General features: G+C 66.4%; 9 protein-coding genes and 1 pseudogene. 3 read left to right on the forward strand and 7 right to left on the reverse strand.

Annotated elements, in window-relative coordinates; all coding sequences use genetic code 11:
- The first annotated feature begins 13 nt into the window (after positions 1-13).
- A complete protein-coding gene (locus QP165_RS02710; protein ID WP_333993640.1) occupies positions 14-235 on the forward strand; it encodes a hypothetical protein in 222 nt (73 codons plus the stop codon).
- An 18-nt stretch (positions 236-253) separates the two neighbouring features.
- On the opposite strand, the gene QP165_RS02715 is transcribed toward QP165_RS02710, so the two are convergent.
- From QP165_RS02715 to QP165_RS02750, 7 genes and pseudogenes are all read right to left on the reverse strand, one after another.
- A complete protein-coding gene (locus QP165_RS02715; protein ID WP_333993642.1) occupies positions 254-1,045 on the reverse strand; it encodes a 3-keto-disaccharide hydrolase in 792 nt (263 codons plus the stop codon).
- Entirely contained in the window at positions 1,042-2,475 is a 1,434-nt protein-coding gene (locus tag QP165_RS02720; RefSeq protein ID WP_333993643.1) for a Gfo/Idh/MocA family protein, read from the reverse strand. The genes QP165_RS02715 and QP165_RS02720 overlap by 4 nt, the downstream gene beginning before the upstream one ends.
- A gap of 69 nt (positions 2,476-2,544) precedes the next feature.
- Positions 2,545-4,872, reverse strand: coding sequence for a GH92 family glycosyl hydrolase (locus QP165_RS02725; protein ID WP_333993644.1), 2,328 nt, complete (start codon positions 4,870-4,872; stop codon positions 2,545-2,547).
- Positions 4,873-4,893: 21 nt separating this feature from the next.
- Positions 4,894-6,300 (reverse strand): glycoside hydrolase family 125 protein, encoded by a 1,407-nt coding sequence (locus QP165_RS02730; protein WP_333993645.1) that lies wholly within the window; start codon positions 6,298-6,300, stop codon positions 4,894-4,896.
- Between the two features lie 34 nt (positions 6,301-6,334).
- On the reverse strand, positions 6,335-8,626 hold the full coding sequence (locus QP165_RS02735) for a GH92 family glycosyl hydrolase (protein ID WP_333996920.1): 2,292 nt from the start codon (positions 8,624-8,626) through the stop codon (positions 6,335-6,337).
- Between the two features lie 74 nt (positions 8,627-8,700).
- A pseudogene (locus QP165_RS19930) lies at positions 8,701-9,929 on the reverse strand (glycoside hydrolase family 43 protein).
- The gene (locus QP165_RS02750; RefSeq protein WP_333993646.1) at positions 9,904-13,011 is read right to left on the reverse strand and encodes a TonB-dependent receptor; all 3,108 of its coding nucleotides are present in this window, start codon (positions 13,009-13,011) and stop codon (positions 9,904-9,906) included. Before QP165_RS02750 ends, QP165_RS19930 begins: the two are co-directional and overlap by 26 nt.
- A gap of 336 nt (positions 13,012-13,347) precedes the next feature.
- On the opposite strand from QP165_RS02750, the gene QP165_RS02755 reads away from it, so the two are divergent.
- Positions 13,348-14,346, forward strand: coding sequence for a LacI family DNA-binding transcriptional regulator (locus QP165_RS02755; protein WP_333993647.1), 999 nt, complete (start codon positions 13,348-13,350; stop codon positions 14,344-14,346).
- Between the two features lie 124 nt (positions 14,347-14,470).
- Positions 14,471-16,993 (forward strand): TonB-dependent receptor domain-containing protein, encoded by a 2,523-nt coding sequence (locus QP165_RS02760; RefSeq protein WP_333993648.1) that lies wholly within the window; start codon positions 14,471-14,473, stop codon positions 16,991-16,993.
- Positions 16,994-17,003: the final 10 nt, after the last annotated feature.

Here is a 17,003-nt window from a genome sequence, read left to right on the forward strand (position 1 = left end):
GGAGGTGACTACCATGTTCAGTGCAAGCCCGCTCGTACCCGACCAGCTCGTCGACTGCATCGCGACCGGACGCGAGCCGACCGCCGCGGATCTCGACAGCGTCGCCGCACGGATGTGGCGCGAAGTCTCGACGCACCGTTCGGCCTTTTCCTGGGGCGACCTCGCGCCCCTCGCGCAGGACCGCATCGTCGCGATGCGGTCCGCGGTGATGGCGTTGCAGGGCAGCGCGCGCTGATCGCGCGCGACGCCGGTGTTATTTCAGCTCGCGGAGCCAGATCGACCGGAAGCTGATCGGCGCGCTCGGATCGCCGTGATCTTGGAGCTTGATCGGCAGCGCGCCGTGCGGGGTGTAGCGCGGTGCGCCGATATAGACGGTCTCGCCCTTCACCGCGACATGGTCCTGGACGAGCACGCCGTTCATCATCACGGTCGCATAGGCGGGGCTGGTCACGCTGCCATCCGCGGCGAAGACGGGCGCGGTCCAGACGATGTCGTAGGTCTGCCATTCGCCCGGCGCGCGCGTCGGGTTGGCGAGCGGTGCGATCTGCTTGTAGATCGCGCCTGCCTGTCCGTTGACATAGGTCTTGTTGCGGTAGCTATCCATGATCTGCAGCTCATAGCCGCCATCGCCCTCGCCCGTCGCGCCGAGGAAGACGCCGCTGTTCCCGCGCGCCTGGCCTTCGCCCGTGATCCCGGCCGGGACGCGCCATTCGAGGTGGAGCTGATAATTGCGGAAGCTGCGCTTGGTCTGGATATTGCCGGTACCCTTGCGCACCGTCAGCACGCCATCGCCGACCGTCCAGCGGGCGGGGCCATTGCCCTTGGTGCTGGTCCATTGATCGAGCGACTTGCCGTCGAACAGCACGACCGCGTCCGATGGCGGTGCGACCGTTGCATAGGCCGGCGCGACGACGACCGGCGGTTCGGGCTGCCAGACCTCGGTATCCTCGGGCCGCGGGCTTGTGGCTGCAGGTTTCGCCTGCGACGGCGGCGTCGCCTGCGTGGCGAGTGCGGCGGCGGCGAAAAGCAACGTGACAGCGGTCATAACGACCATCCTTTCCTGTATTCCCGGTCGAGAAACCGGTTTGCATCGGCGAAATTGGTGACCCGGCCCGCCTGTCCGTCATAGTCGATCGGGCGCTCGGCGCGAAGCGCGACCATGCCGAGGACCATCGTCTCGTTGAGCGGCACCGCGACCGAGAAGGGCGACGAGATCGCCTCCTCGCCCCGGATCGCGCGGATCCAGTTCATCTCGTGGCCGTCGCGTCCGCCCTGGATGCGCGGCATCGAGACCGGGACCGCGGCGGCGCGCGCCTGCGCGCCCTCGCCGATCAACACCGGTTTCTCGCCATAGGTGTCGTGCATCAGCATCCCGGACTCACCGACATACAGCACGCCGCCCTCGGGGTTCATCACCGCGTCGACCGGCATCGTATCGGGCGTCGGCGGCATCATCCCGCCGTCATACCACGTCATCGTCACCGGCCCGCCCTTCGCGTTGCCGAACCGGTAGGTGGTCATCGACGCGAGCGGATAGCTGCCGAGTTCGACGGGCGGCTTGCCGTCCCAGAGGTCGGTATCGCCACCCCAGCGGCTGTGCCGCGTCTCGATCCGCGTCGGCAGCCCGGGCTCGAGCGCCCAGACCGGGAAGTCGATGAGGTGCGCGCCCATGTCGCCGAGCGCGCCGACGCCGAACGGCACCCAGCCGCGCCAGTTGAAATGGGCATAATCGGGGTGATAGCCCCAATCGACCGCCGCGGGTCCGAGCCACAGGTTCCAGTCGAGGCTGGCGGGTTTGGCGACCGGCGCGGGGCGTGCCTCGCCCTGTGGCCAGACGGGGCGGTTGGTCCAGACATGGACGTCGCGCACGCGGCCGATCGCACCGCCACGGATCAGCTCGACGACGCGGCGCCCGTCATCGCCCGAATGCCCCTGGTTGCCCATCTGCGTCACCAGCTTCGGGTTGCGCCGCGCGAGATCGAGCAGCGTCCGCCCCTCCCGCACGCTGTAGGTCAGCGGTTTCTGGACATAGACGTGCAGACCGCGCTCCATCGCCATCTTCGCCGCGAACGCGTGATGATGATCGGGCGTGGCGATCACGACCGCGTCGATATCCTTGCGCGTGTCGAGCATCCGCCGATAGTCGGCGAACCGCGTCGCCCGGTCATAGGCGGTCTTGAGCGCGAGCCGATCCGCACGCAGCGCGCCGTTCGAATCGACCATCGACTTGGCGACATGATCGAAATCGACATCGGCGAGCGCCACGATGTTCTGGCCGGTGAGCTTGGCCATGTTTTGCGAGCCCATGCCGCCCGCACCGATCACCGCGACATTGACGCGATCGCTCGGCGCGATCCGGCGTGTGCGGCCGGCAGCCGCGGCGGCAGCGGTGCCGGGGAGCGCGAGCAACCCCGCGCTTGCCGCCGCGCCGCCAAGCCAGTTCCGGCGCGTCATGCCTGCGTTTCGCTCGGTCATGCCTTATCCTCTTCCTTGGTCAAACCTGACAGCCCCGGCACCAGCCGGCAACCCCTTGTCCGTGCGTTCTCAGGTGGTTCTGCCGTAGGACGGCGGACGATCCGCCTTTGCGCTGCCGAACTTCGACGGCTTGGGCCCCATCACGAAGGCGAGCTCGCCACCGCGCGCAAGATCCGCATGCGCGATCCAGTTCTTCGTCCAGGGCTTGCCGTTCCAGCGGACCGACTGGACATAGGGCGCCTGCGGACCATTGCCCGAGGCGGTGATCCTAAGCGTCTTGCCGCCGCCCAGCGCGACCTCGGCGGCGTCGAACAGCGGCGAGCCGAAGACATAGACCGCGCTGACCGGATCGACCGGGTAGAGGCCAAGCGCGGAGAAGATGAACCACGCGCTCGTCTGCCCGCAATCGTCGTTGCCGATCACGCCGTCGGGATCCGCCTTGTACATCTCAGTGCACAGCCGCCGGACCATCGCCTGCGTCTTCCACGGCGCACCTGCATAGGCATACATGTACGCGGCATGCTGATCTGGTTCGTTGCCATGCGCATATTGGCCGACCAGCCCGGAAATGTCGGGCGGTGCATTCTTGGGCAGCGTCGAGGGCGCGACGAACAGCGCGTCGAGCTTCTTCACGAACCCGGCATCGCCGCCGAACAGGTCGATCAGTCCGTAGATATCGTGCTGGTTGAGGAAGGTCGCCTGCCAGCCATTCGCCTCGGTATAATCGCGGTGCTTGTCGGGGTTGTGGCCAAGCTGGATCGGATCATAGTCCGCCCACCAGGTCCCGTCGGCGAAGCGCGGCCGCGCGAAACCGATCTTCGGATCGATGACGTTGCGGTAGTTGAGGCTGCGCTTGCGCAACGCCTGCGCGTCGGCGGAGGCGCCCGCCGCGTCCGCGAGCACCGCCATAGCCCAGTCGTCATACGCATATTCCTGCGTCCGGCTGACCGATTCCCAGACCTTGTCGGCAGGTATGTAGCCGAGGTCGTAATAATAGCCGCGGCCGAGCGTGCTCTCCAGATCGCGAAAGGTGCGGTCGAACGCGCGGCGGCGGATCTGCGGCCAGGCGGCGGCATAGTCCGCCTTGACGCCCTTCACGCACGCCTCGGCGAGCACCGACACCGAATGCCAGCCGATCATGCAGGCAGTCTCGACACCCTGGAGCGGCCAGACCGGCGAGCCGGCCGGGCTCTGGATCGTCTGGCGGACCAGATCGCGCGTGAACTGCGCGGCCTTGTCGGGCTGGACCAGATTGAGCAGCGGGTGGAGCGCGCGGTACGTGTCCCACAGCGAATAGGTGCTGTACGCGGGATCGCCCGGCGCCGCTGTGTGCACGTTGCGGTCGAGCCCGACATAGCGGCCATCGCGGTCGGTGAAGAGCGTCGGCGACAGGAACGTATGATACAGCGCGCTCGCCATGATCGTGCGCTGATCGGGCGTGCCGCCCTCGACGCGGATACAGTCGAGCTGCGTCTGCCAGGTCCGCGCGGCCGCGCGCCGGACGCTGTCGAACTGCCAGCCCGGGGCCTCGCCCGCCAGCGCGGCCTTGGCGCCCGCGACGTCGACCGCGGAGATGCCCGTCTTGATCAGGATCGGTTCGCCGCCCGCCTGGTCGAAGAACAGCGCGACCTTCAGCCGGTTGCCGGTGATCGCCTTCGCGCCCGCCGGTGCCGGTTTGTCGTCGTCGCCGAAGAACTCGACGCGGTCGGGGCGGCGCGACAGCTGCATCGCGAAATGGATCCGCCGACCCTTCGCCCAGCGGTGGACGCGGCGGCTGCCGGTCAGCATGCCGTCGGGCGACAGCGCCAGCGACGCCTCGTCAATCAGCACGCCCTTGTCCCAGACGTCGAGGATCATGTGCGCGAAGTCGATCAGGATGTGCCCCGCGCCCTGCGGGAAGGTGTAGCGGTGATGCCCCGTCCGCTCGGTCACGGTCAGCTCGGCGAGCACGCCCGATTCGAGCTTCACACGGTAATAGCCGGGCTCTGCCAGCTCATCGGAGAAGCGCTGGCGATAGCCCTCCTGCGGCTTGTCGAGCGCACCGGGCTTGAGCTTCAGCGGCCCGCGCGTCGGCACGACGAGCACGTCGAGCATGTCGCCGATCCCCGTCCCCGACAGATGCGTGTGGCTGAACCCCATGATCGAGCCGTCATCCTGATGATAGCCCGAGCACGCATCCCAGCGGCTGTTGTCGGTGTCGGGGCCGAGCTGGACCATCCCGAAAGGCAGCGACGGCCCGGGATAGGTGTGACCGTGACCGCCGGTACCGATGAACAGGTCGGGCTTGCCCGCGATCGGGCGCTGGCCCTGCGCACCGGCGGCGGCGACGGGCAGCACACCCGCGAGGCCGGCGAGCCCGGTGGTGGCGAGCACCTCGCGGCGGTTGGCGGTGGTCATGTGTATCTCCCGTAGTCCGTGTCAGTAGCGCGCGGCGAGCAAGGCGGGCTTGCGGCGCTCGAGATCGAGGATCAGCTCGCCGAACAGCCCGTTGGCCCAGGCGAACCAGCTGCGCGTGAATTTCGTCGGATCGTCCTTGTGGAAGGATTCGTGCATGAAGCCGGTCCCGCCATGCGTCGTCTTGAGCCAGGTCAGGCACTGGCGGATCACGGCGTCGTCATCGCTGTTCATCGCATGCGTGACGATCGACATCGGCCAGATCATGTCGAGGCCGATATGCGGCCCGCCGATCCCCTTCGCGGCGGTTCCCGCAAAGAAATACGGGTTGCGATCGCTCCACGCGAGCGCGGCGGTGCGGCGGAACAGCGGGTCGGCGCGGTCTGCGGCGCCGAGCAGCGGCAGCCCCGACAGGCTCGGGACGTTGGCGTCGTCCATGAAGATCGCATTGCCGAAGCCGTCGACCTCATAGGCCCAGACCTCGCCGCCCTGCCCGTCGGGCATCCGGCCATGCGCGCGCAGCGCCGCCTCGACTTCGGTCGCCAGCGCCTCGCTGTCCGCCGCCCCCGCGGTATCGCCGCGCGCCTCGCGCTGGACCATCGCCAGCATGCGCAGCGCCGACACCGCGAACAGGTTGGACGGGATCAGGAACGGGTAGAGGCACGCATCGTCCGACGGGCGGAACATCGAATGGATCAGCCCGACCTTGCGCGTCGGTGCGCCGTATCCCTCGAACATCAGCGTCTCGGTCGGCGAGACGTTCAGCCGCTGAAAATGATACGGACCCTTGCCGTCCTTGCGTTGCTGTTCGCGGAAGGTCGCGACCGCGCGGACCATCGCCTGCGCCCACAGCTCGTCGAACGGCGTCTTGTCGCGCGTCGCGGTCCAGTAGCCATGCGCGAGCCGCATCGGGTAGCAGAGCGAGTCGATCTCCCACTTCCGCTCGGCGACGCCCGGCTTCATCTCGGTCTGGTCGGTCCGCGCGCCGAGGTTCGATTTCGCGGTCGGATCGTCCATGAACGCGTTGGCGTACGGGTCGATCAGGATGCAGCGCGCCTGCCGTGCGATCAGCCCGACAAAGACGCGCCGCAGCCCTGCATCCTTGGGCGCGAGATGGACATAGGTCTGCATCTGCGCCGAGCTGTCGCGCAGCCACAGCGCCTCGATATCGCCGGTGATGACGAACGCGTCGGGCTTGCCATCGACGGTGCCGAGCCGGACCGTGGTGTCGAGCGTGTTGGGGTAGCAATTCTCGAACAGCCAGGCGAGCTCGGGGTCGGCGATCTTCGCCTTCACGCGCGCGATCTCGGCCTCGACCGCGGCGCTGACGAAGCGACGCTCGCCACGCGGCGGGCGCTTGCTCGCCAACGGCGCGGCGACCGCCCCGGCGGGCAACGCGGTCGTCAGCGCGAGCGCCGCCGCACCGGTCATGACGTCGCGGCGGCGGGGGTGAAGCGCACGTCGCTCATGGCTTGCCCGCCGGCGCGCTCATCGAGAAGGGCGCTGCGCTGCTCGCCGCACCCCATTTCAGGTTCGGCGTCGACCCCATCACGAAGCGCAGCGTACCACCCTTCTGCAGCGCCTCGCGCGTCAGCCACGGCTTGTCGTGCGGCGTCCCGTTGAAGCTCGCCGACTGGATATAGACATTGCCGGGGCCGTTGTTCGCCGCCTCGATCGTCAGCGGCTTGCCGCCGGGCATCGTCAGCTTGACGGTGCGAAACAGCGGGCTGCCGATCGCATATTGGCCGACCGCGGGCGTGACCGGATAGAAACCGAGTGCGGAGAACACGTACCACGCCGAGGTCTGGCCGTTATCCTCGTCACCCGGATAGCCGTCGGGCGTGGGCGCGTAGAGCTTCTTCATCACGTCGCGGACGTGATATTGCGTCTTCCACGGCGCGCCTGCCCAGTCATAGAGATAGGGCATGTGCTGGATCGGCTGGTTGCCATGCGCATATTGGCCCATGTCGACGATCTGCATCTCGCGGATCTCGTGGATCGTCTGCCCGTAATAGCTGTCGTCGAAGATCGGCGGCGTGGTGAAGACCGAATCGAGCCGCTTCACGAACGCTTCCTTGCCCCCCATCAGGTCGGCGAGCCCCTGCACGTCCTGCATCACCGACCAGCTATAGTGGAGCGCATTGCCCTCGGTGAACGCGTCGCCCCATTTATACGGGTTGAAGGGGGTCGACCAGCTGCCGTCCTGGTTGCGACCGCGCATCCACCCGCTCTGCGTGTCGTAGAGCTTGCGGTAATTCTGCGCCCGCGCGGCATAGAGTTTCGCATCCTCGGTTTTGCCGAGCGCGCTTGCCAGCCGCGAGATCGAGAAATCGGCGGTCGCATATTCGAGGCTGCGCGCGGCATTCTCGTTGATGCCGACGTCATAGGGCACATAGCCCAGCCGGTTGTAATATTCGACGCCCTCACGCCCGACCGCGCCGACGACGTTGCCCTTCTTGTCAACCGGGCGCCCTTTCGACGTGGTCGCGTTCTTGATCATCGCCTCGTACAGCGTCTCGACGTCGAACCCGCGTACGCCGTTGAGATACGCATCGGCGATCAGGTTCGCCGAATTCGACCCGATCATTACGTCGCGGTGGCCGGGGCTCGCCCATTCGGGAAGCCAGCCGGACTCCTTATACGTGTTGACCAGCCCCTGCATGATCTCGCTGTCGCGCTCGGGATACATCAGCGCGAAGAACGGGAAGACCGCGCGCCACGTGTCCCAGAAGCCGTTGTCGGTATAGAGAAAGCCCGGATGCACCTTGCCGTCATAGGGGCTGTAATGGACCGTCTGCCCCTTGGCATCGACCTCGTGGAACATGCGCGGGAACTGCAGCATGCGGTACAGCGCGGAGTAGAAGGTGCGCCGGTTGTCGATGTCGGGATCGCTCACCTCGATCCGGTCGAACTCGCGCTGCCAGACCGCCTTCGCCTTGGCCTTGGTCTGCTCGAAGCCATCGCCGCCGATCTCGCCGCGCAGGTTGCGCTCCGCCTGGTCGAGGCTGATGAACGACGACGCGACCTTGACGCCGACCTGCTCGCCCTTGCGCGTCTTGAAGCTGACGACCGCGCCGACATGATCGCCCTCGCGCACCGGCGTCGCGGCGATCTGGCCGTTGTCGTCCCAGGTCCGGCTGACGGTGAAGGCGTGGTCGAACTCGGCGACGAAGTAATTGTGGAAATTGCCCGGCACGCCGCCATGATTGTTGCGCACATAGCCGGTGATCCGGCGCCTGGCCGGATCGACCGACACCATCGATCCGCCCGCATAGCCGTCGAGGATGATGTGCGCGTCGTCGCTTTCGGGGAAGGTGAACCGGAACTGCGCGGCGCGGTTGGTCGGCGCGACCTCCGCGGTCACGTCGTAATCGGCGAGATAGACCTTGTAGCTATAGGGCCGGCTCTCCTCCGCCTTGTGGCTGTACCACGAGGCGCGTTCGTCCGCCTTGACCTTCAGCGCGCCGGTCGTCGCCATCAGCGCGAACGCGGCATAATCGTTCATCCACGGGCTGGGCTGGTGCGTCTGCTTGATGCCGTTGATCTTGTTGCCGTCATAGGTGTAGCCCCAGCCGCTGCCGGGCTTGCCCGTCACCGGGGTCCAGAAGTTCATCCCCCACGGCACCGCGACCGCGGGATAGGTGTTGCCGTACGACAGCGTATAGTCGGAATCGGTGCCCATCAGCGGGTTGACGAGATCGATCGAGGGCTGGTCCTGCGCTGCCGCGGTGGCGGTGGCGGCCGACTGCGCCGACAGCGGCACCGGTGCGACGAGCGCGATCGACGCGACCGCCGCCACCGTACCGCGCAATGCGGCGATTACCCTGTGTCTCACATCGCTCTCCCAGATGAATGTTCGTCCCGCCCGGAGGCAGTCCTCCCGGCGCGTTTGACCGCAGCGCGGATCGGCCGCGGCGCGACGCCGGTGTTGGTCATTACCACAGGCTTGATCGTGCCGTCGGCGGCAAAGACCATGCGGTCGATCGCGATCTGGCGGTGTTCGCCGCGATCGGTGTCGAGCGGCCGGCGGTGATAGGCGATGTACCAGTCGTCGGTGCCGGGCACGTTGACGACCGAATGATGCCCCGCACCGCGCGCGATCCGCAGGTCCTGCGCCAGGATCTTGCCCTTCGGCGTGAACGGCCCGGTCGGGCTCGGCGCGGTCGCATAGGCGACGCTGTAATCCGGACCGGTCCACCCGCCCTCCGACCACATCAGGTAATAGACGCCGCGGCGTTCGATCATGAACGACCCCTCGACATAGCCGGGCGGCGTGATCTCCTTGAACGTCGTCCCGTCCGGAAACGCCAGGACGCGCTTGAGGTCGGGGCTCAGCCGGACGACGTTGCAGTGCTTCCAGCCGCCATAGAAGAGATAGACCTGCCCGTCGCGATCCCGGAACGCGAACGGGTCGATCGGCTGCGCACCGTTATGGAACGCGCCGACCAGCGGCTTGCCGAGCGCGTCCTTGAACGGCCCCCCGGCGTCGCGCTGACCGCGAGACCGATCCCCCCAGGCTCGGCATCGCTCTGGATGTCGTTGGCGCTGAAGAACATGTAATAGCGCCCGTTCGCCTCGATCACCGACGGCGCCCAGATCGCATAGGCTGCCCAGCCCGCATTCTGAACGTCGAACACGCGGCGGTGCCTGGTCCAGTGGACGAGGTCGGGCGAGGAGAATGCGTCGAAGAACGTCTGCATCCCGTAGGAGGGACGGACCGTCTTGCGCTGGCGGGCGAGCTTTTGCGCAGGGGAAAAGCGGCTCGCCGCAACCGCCTTTCCGACATGGTCGGAATAGGTCGGGTAGATCCAGTATTGCCCCGCAAACACGCGGATCTCGGGATCGGCATACCAGCCGGGCACGATCGGGTTCGACGCCGTCGCTGCACCGCATGCGAGCAGACCCGCAATCGTCAGCGTGCGACGTGCTGCACGCCGCGTGACCGGGATAGCGCGCCAGGGGGCGAGAATTCTATTGAAAAAAGGTGGCTCCGCGAGGGAGCCACCAGGGGAGAGGACGTCGTGAGCCCCGCCATCAGAAGTTGAACGACACGCCGACATAGGCGCGGCGCCCGAAGTAATTCCGATAGGTGAAGCGATCCTTGGTATCGTTGCCGAGATGGCGGCTCTCTTCCGACTTGGTCAGGTTGATGATCGAGGCGGTGATGTTGAGCCGGTCGGTCAGCGCATAGGCGGCGTTGAGATCGACCTGTTCATAGGGGTCGGTATAGACGTTCAGCCCCGACTGGAGCCCGCCGACGACCTCGCCGCGACGGTTGTACGATGCGCGGACCAGCACCTTGCCATGCTCGTAGAACAGGGAGGCGTTCATCTGCGTCTTGGCGCTGCCGACGAGCGCGGACGAGCCGACCGTCTGGCCGTCGAGCGTCACGTCGGCGACCGACGTGTCGTTGTAGGTGAAGTTGACCTGCGCACCCAGTCCGAAGGACAGCGTGTGCTGTGCGTAGAGCTCGACACCCTGCGAGCGCGCGTTCGAGCCGTTCGCGACGGTCGAATAGGGCTGGATCAGCACCTGCTCGCCCGCGACGTCGCGCGTGACGTTGAGTACGAGCGGCACGACGAAGTCCGACACGTCCTTGCGGAACGCGGTCGCGCCCAGCACCGAGCCGCGGTGGAAATACCATTCGATGCCAGCGTCGTACTGCCAGGCCGAGAACGGGTTGAGTTCGGCATTGCCGCCGCTGCCCGACCAGCCCTCGAATTCGCCGAACTGGCCGCGATCGAACGCATATTCGGGCGAGCGATAGGTCAGCGACCGTTCCGACCCGAGATTGGCGAACGACGGCCGCGAGATCACCTTGGCGACCGCACCGCGAACGAGCAGATCGGAGGTGATCTCGTACGAGATGTTGAAGCTCGGCAGCCAGTCCGTGTAGGTCTTGGTCTGATCGGTCCGCGTATTGATGATCGTCTCGCGGACGCTCAGCGGCAGGACCTGACAATTGCCGTCCGCGCCCAGCGGCCGGTTCGGATCGAACGAACCGTTCGGCCCGTTGACGCAATAGTCGTTCAGATACTGGAGCCGGTCGGACGTGTTGCCCGACTGACGCGTATTGGCCATGCGCAGACCGATATTGCCGCGAAGGCCGCCGGTACCGAAGTTCGCCTGCGCATACCCCGCGAACACGCGCTCGCCCAGATCATACACGAAGTCCTTTTCGTCGACGCGGACCGCGTTGCCGTAGGTGGCGTTCAGGTAGCTCAGATATTTGTCGAAATTGATCCCGGGCACGACGTTGGCGTTAAACCCGCCGCTGATGTTGCCGATCGGGTTTTCGTAGAAGAATTCGGGCCGCGCGACCGCGCCGGCCGCCGTATCCTGATAGCGAATCTCGTTGGCTGCATCGGCGTACCATTCGTTGCGTCCGGTCTCGCGGTGGATGCTCAGGTCGCGCCATTTGCCGCCGATCTGCACCGACTTCAGGAACCCGTCGAAGCGGCGCGTCAGGTCGAGCTGAAGATACCGCTGTCCCACGTCGCTGTTGACGAAGCTCGACCCGGTCGAGCCGACGTCGATCTGGGCGATGCCGTTGCGGATGTTCTGCTGGATTTCCGGCGAGAATTCGAAGTCGGCGATACCGTTCGAGATATCCCAGTTGCTGACGAGGTTGCCGTTCTGCTCGCGACCCGGGATCGTCAGGCGTGGCTTGGCGGCGACGCTGAACCGCGTCGAAGGGCCCCCGCTCGACTTGGTCTTGCCGAGTTTCAGCACCGCGTCGAACCGGTCCTGGCTGTACTTGACCTCGGTCTCGAAGGTGTTCGAAACCTGCTTTTCGCGGCTGTAGGTGCCTGCAATCTGCGGCGTTTCCATCGTGCACGGCGTAGCGCGTGCAAGGCACCCCGTCCCCGCCGCGGGAACCGCGAAGTTCGCCGACTGGAAGATCGTGCCGCTCTTGTCGAGCGTCGCGCCGGTGAAGAAGTCGTTATAGCCCCATTCGGGGATCTTCAGGACGTTCGAGGTAAAGTCGCTGCTGTAGCCGAAGCGGAAATAGTTCGACGTGACCGTGACGTTGTCGAACGGACGGAACTGCGCGGTCGCCTGGATGCCGTAACGCTCGCGCTCCTGGTCGAACACCTCGGCATTGACCGACTGCGGCGCCCAATAGCCCGAATAATGCGTGCCGTCGCGCGCGGTGGTGCCCTGCCCCGGCCAGTAGGAGATCGCATCGTCGTTCGCGAACGGCTTGCCGTTGACGTCGGTCGCGGGGGTCAGCACGTTGCCCTGCGCGTCGCGGTCGCTCCACCAAAGCCAGCTCTCCGAGCTGCTGCGCAGTTCGCGGTTCGTGCGCTTCTGCCACACGCCGCCGACCAGCAGGCCGAACGTCTCGTCGTCATTCTTCCACGACAGCTGTCCGCCGAGCTGCGGCTCGAACTTCTCGGTCGTGTCCGAATAGGTGCCCTCGGTCGAGACGAACCCCGACCAGGCGGGGACGTCGAACGGCTTGCGCGTGTTGAGGATGATCGTGCCGCCGACACCGCCTTCCTCGAGCCGTGCCTCGGGCGATTTGTAGACTTCGGTGCTGGCGATGAAATTCGACGGCAGCAGGACATAGTTGAACGACCGCTGCGGATCGCCGCTGTCAGCACCGGCAAGGAAATTGCCGTTGAGCAGCGTCAGCGTCAGGTCGGACTGGAGCCCGCGGATGCTGACCCGGCTGCCCTCGCCGCCGTCGCGCGTGATGACGACGCCCGGGACGCGCTGCAGCGCGTCGGCGACGTTCTTGTCGGGGAACTTGCCGATATCCTCGGCGGTGATGACATCGACGAACGCATTGGCCTCGCGCTTCTGCGTCAGGCTCTGCTCGATCGAGCGACGATAGCCGGTGACGACGATGTCCTCGCCGGCGGGGTCCTGCGCGGCGGCATTCTGGGCGGTAACATCAGCGGGAGCCGCGGTGACCTGACCCGATTCGGCGGTCGCGGTCGAGGCCGGGCCAGGCGGCGTGGTCTGCGTTGGCGTCTGGGTCGGCGCACCAGCCAGCGGGGGCGCCTGTTGCGCCTGCGCGGCCGAGACGAGCGACGCGGTCAGGCTCGCGCCCGCCAGCAGCATCGCCATCGTGCGACGGCACCCGGCAAACCTCGAATGCCCCACGTTCGAAACTACGATCTTGCCAGTAATCATCAGACTTCCTCCTCCCGGTGAGAGAACCGAAGTCCGCCCACGCGCCCCTATGAAATCGCGCTGCCCACCCATGCGGGTGGTGTGTCCGTTGTACGGATCGTCACAGCGCGGCGTCTTGTTGACGTCATTTGCCGATTGCTAAAGCAAATTGTCAAATCAATTGTTGAGGGAAATTAGGCAAGGTCGCGTGTGGTATCGCTATCTTGCAGATTAGGCGTAAGAATTGATCGACGACGCAGCAGCCGCGATGGTCGGACGGACCGGGAGATTGCGAGCGGCGGTCGCTGCGCGTACGACACGCGACGTCGAGGGTTAAACCTAGGAAATGCCATCGCAATGAAACTCGCCGATCTGGCCACACTCGCCGGCGTGTCGACCGCGACCGTATCGCGCGCACTGTCGGGGCATTCGTCGGTCAACGCGCAGACCCGCGACCGCATCAAGGCACTGGCGCGCGAACATGACGTGCGGCCAAACCAGCTTGCGCGCAATTTGCGGCTGAAAAGCACGGGCGCGATCGGTCTCGTCCTGCCGCTGGGCCATGCGCGGACGCAGCATCTGACCGACCCGTTCTTCCTGACCTTGCTCGGGCTGCTCGCCGATCTGCTGGTCGAGCGCGGCTATGATATCCTGTTGTCGCGCGTGATCCCGGACGGCGAGGACTGGCTCGACCGGCTTGTCGACAGCGGACGGATCGACGGGCTGTTACTGGTCGGCCAGTCGGACCAGTTCGCGGTGATCGAGCGGGTGTCGCAACGCTATCGCCCGCTCGTCGTCTGGGGCGCGAACCGCACAGGGCAGGCGCATCTGACGATCGGGTCGGACAATGTCGAGGGCGGGCGGATCGCGGGGCGTCACCTGATCGGCCAGGGCCGGACGCGGTTGCTGTTCGTTGGCGATCCGCTGCCCCCCGAATTCGCCGACCGGCTCGCCGGATTTACCGAGGTCGCCGCGGATGCGGGACTGACCTGCGACGTGCTGTCGACCGCGATGACGCCCGAGTCGGTGCATGTCGCGATGGCGGATCGGCTGTCCCACGCGCCGCCGCCGGACGCGGTGTTCGCGGCGTCGGATGTCGCGGCAATGAGCGTGCTGCGCGCGCTTGCCGAGGCGGGAATCGACGTCCCGGGGACGACCGCGGTGATCGGTTACGACGACGTGACGCTCGCCGCACATACCTCGCCGCCGCTGACGACGGTGCGGCAGGATCTGGCCGAAGGCGCGGCGCTGATGGTCGATCGCCTGATGAAGCGGATCGAGGGCGAGCCCGGCCGGTCGGACGCGGACGGATCGGCGATCGTCGTCCCGGAACTGATCATCCGACAATCGGCCTGACGGCGACGGAGCCACACGGGCGGTAGTTTTTCACAATCGATTGCGAAAGCGGTTGCAATCGATTGTGACGGCGCTATTTGGCGGCTCCGGGCTTCAGAGAAAGCCACGCACGGGGAGGATCGCAATGAAATCACGTCACATTCTGCTGGCCGGTATCGCCGCTACGTCGTTCACGACGATGGCCGCTGCCCAGACGATGGCACCCGCGGCCGCTGAGTCACAGGCGACCACGACGCAGGCCGACACCGCCGCCCCCTCCCCGACGATCGACGGCCAGGAGGACATCGTCGTCACCGCGGTCGCGCGCGGCACCAACCGCCTCAACACCTCGATCACGACCAGCTCGATCGGGTCCGACGCGCTGATCCAGCTCGCGCCGCGCACGTCGGGCGAGCTGCTGCGCAACCTGCCGGGCATCCGCGTCGAGGCATCGGGCGGCGACGGCAACGCGAACATCTCGGTCCGCGGCCTGCCGGTCGCATCGGGCGGCTCGAAGTTCCTCCAGCTGCAGGAAGACGGTCTGCCGATCCTCGAGTTCGGCGACATCACGTTCGGCAATGCCGACATCTTCCTGCGCGCCGACTTCAACGTCCGCACGGTCGAGTCGGTCCGCGGCGGCTCCGCGTCGACCTTCGCGTCCAACTCGCCGGGCGGCGTGATCAACTTCATCTCGAAGACCGGCGAGCAGGAAGGCGGCGCGTTCCAGCTGTCGAGCGGGCTCGACTACCGCGAATTCCGCGTCGACTTCGACCAGGGCGGCAAGCTCTCGGACAGCGTCACCTATCATCTCGGCGGCTTCTACCGGATCGGCGATGGCCAGCGCGAGGTCGGCTTCGACGGCGTCAAGGGCGGCCAGATCAAGGCGAACATCACCAAGTCGTTCGGTAATGGCGGCTATGTCCGGCTGTACGGCAAGTATCTCGACGATCGCGCGATCGGCTATCTGCCCAACCCGGTCCGCGTCACGGGCAGCAACAGCGACCCCGATTACAGCAGCATCGCCAATTTCTCGATCAACAACGGCACGCTGCACAGCGCCAACATCCGTACCGCGCAGACGCTCGACGGCAACAACCGGCTGACCACGCGCTCGATCCGCGACGGCCAGCACCCGGTCGTCTATTCGGCGGGCCTCGAGACGCAGATCCCGCTCGCGGACGACTGGAACATTGTCGAGCGGTTCCGCTACGCCGACATCTCGGGCGGCTTCACCTCGCCCTTCCCCGCCAGCGTCGATTCGGCGCAGTCGGTCGCGAACGGCATCGGCGGCGCGGGCGCACAGCTCTTCTACGCCAGCGGTGCGCAGGCGGGTCAGCGGATCGCCAACCCCGCCTCGCTCAACGGCAACGGCCTGCTCGCCAACATCGTGCTGTTCGACGTCGACCTGAAGAGCCTCAACAACATCACCAACGACATCCGCCTCAACGGCTCGCTGCCGTTCGCCGGCGGGTCGCTCGCGGTCACCGGCGGCTTCTATGCCTCGCGTCAGGACATCAAGAGCGACTGGCTCTGGACCTCGTCTGTCCAGACCGTCGCGGACAAGGGCCGCTCGGAACTCGTCGACGTCCGCACCGCGGCGGGCGTGCCCGTCACGCAGAACGGCGTCCCCGGCTATTCGGCGAGCTTCTTCGGCAATTGCTGCCGCCGCTCCTATGATCTCGACTATACGACCTACGCACCGTTCGCGCAGCTCGGGCTCGAGTTCGGACGGTTCAACATCGACGGTTCGCTGCGCTACGACTTCGGCCGCGCGCGCGGCAGCGTCGCCGGGTCCGACCTCGGCGCCGCGTTCGGCACCGGCATCACGACGTTCGACATCAATGGCAACGGCGTGATCTCGACGCCCGAGCGCCAGGTCGCGGTGATTCCCAATGCCCGGTCGCCGCTCGATTACAACTACGATTACCTGTCCTATTCGGGCGGCGTGAACTTCCGCCTCACCGACAGCACCGCGCTGTTCGGTCGCTACAGCCGCGGCGGTCGCGCCAATGCCGATCGCCTGTTGTTCGGTCCCTCCATCAACACCGCGACGGGCGGGCTGACCGACCAGGGCGCAGCGGTCGATTTCGTCCGCCAGCTCGAGGGCGGGTTCAAGTTCCGCCAGGGCGGCGTCTCCCTCTACGCCACCGGCTTCTGGGCACGCACCGAGGAACAGAATTTCGAGGCGACGACGCAGCGTTTCTTCAACCGCGAATATGATGCCAAGGGCGTCGAGCTCGAGGGCCGGATCGCACGCGGGCCATTCTCGCTCTCGGCGGGCGGCACCTATACCGATGCCGAGATCACGCGCGACGTGCTCAACCCCGGGGTCGAGGGCAATCGCCCGCGGCGCCAGGCGAAGTTCATCTATCAGGCGACGCCACAGGTCGATTTCGACCGCGTGACGATCGGCGCGAACGTGATCGGCACCACCGACAGCTATGCGCAGGACAACAATGTCCTAAAGATGCCGGGCTATACGCAGGTCAACGCGTTCGTCTCGATCCGCCCGGCGGACAATGTCACGGTATCGCTGAACGGCAACAACCTGTTCGACGTGACCGGGATCACCGAGTCCGAGGAGGGTGCGACCCCGACCAACGGCATCGTCCGCGCGCGGTCGATCACGGGTCGCACGATCTCCGCCGCCGTCCGCTTCGGCTTCTGACCAGGCGGCC

This window comes from Sphingomonas sp. 22R3R2A-7 (assembly GCF_036856055.1).
GTDB lineage: Bacteria > Pseudomonadota > Alphaproteobacteria > Sphingomonadales > Sphingomonadaceae > Sphingomonas.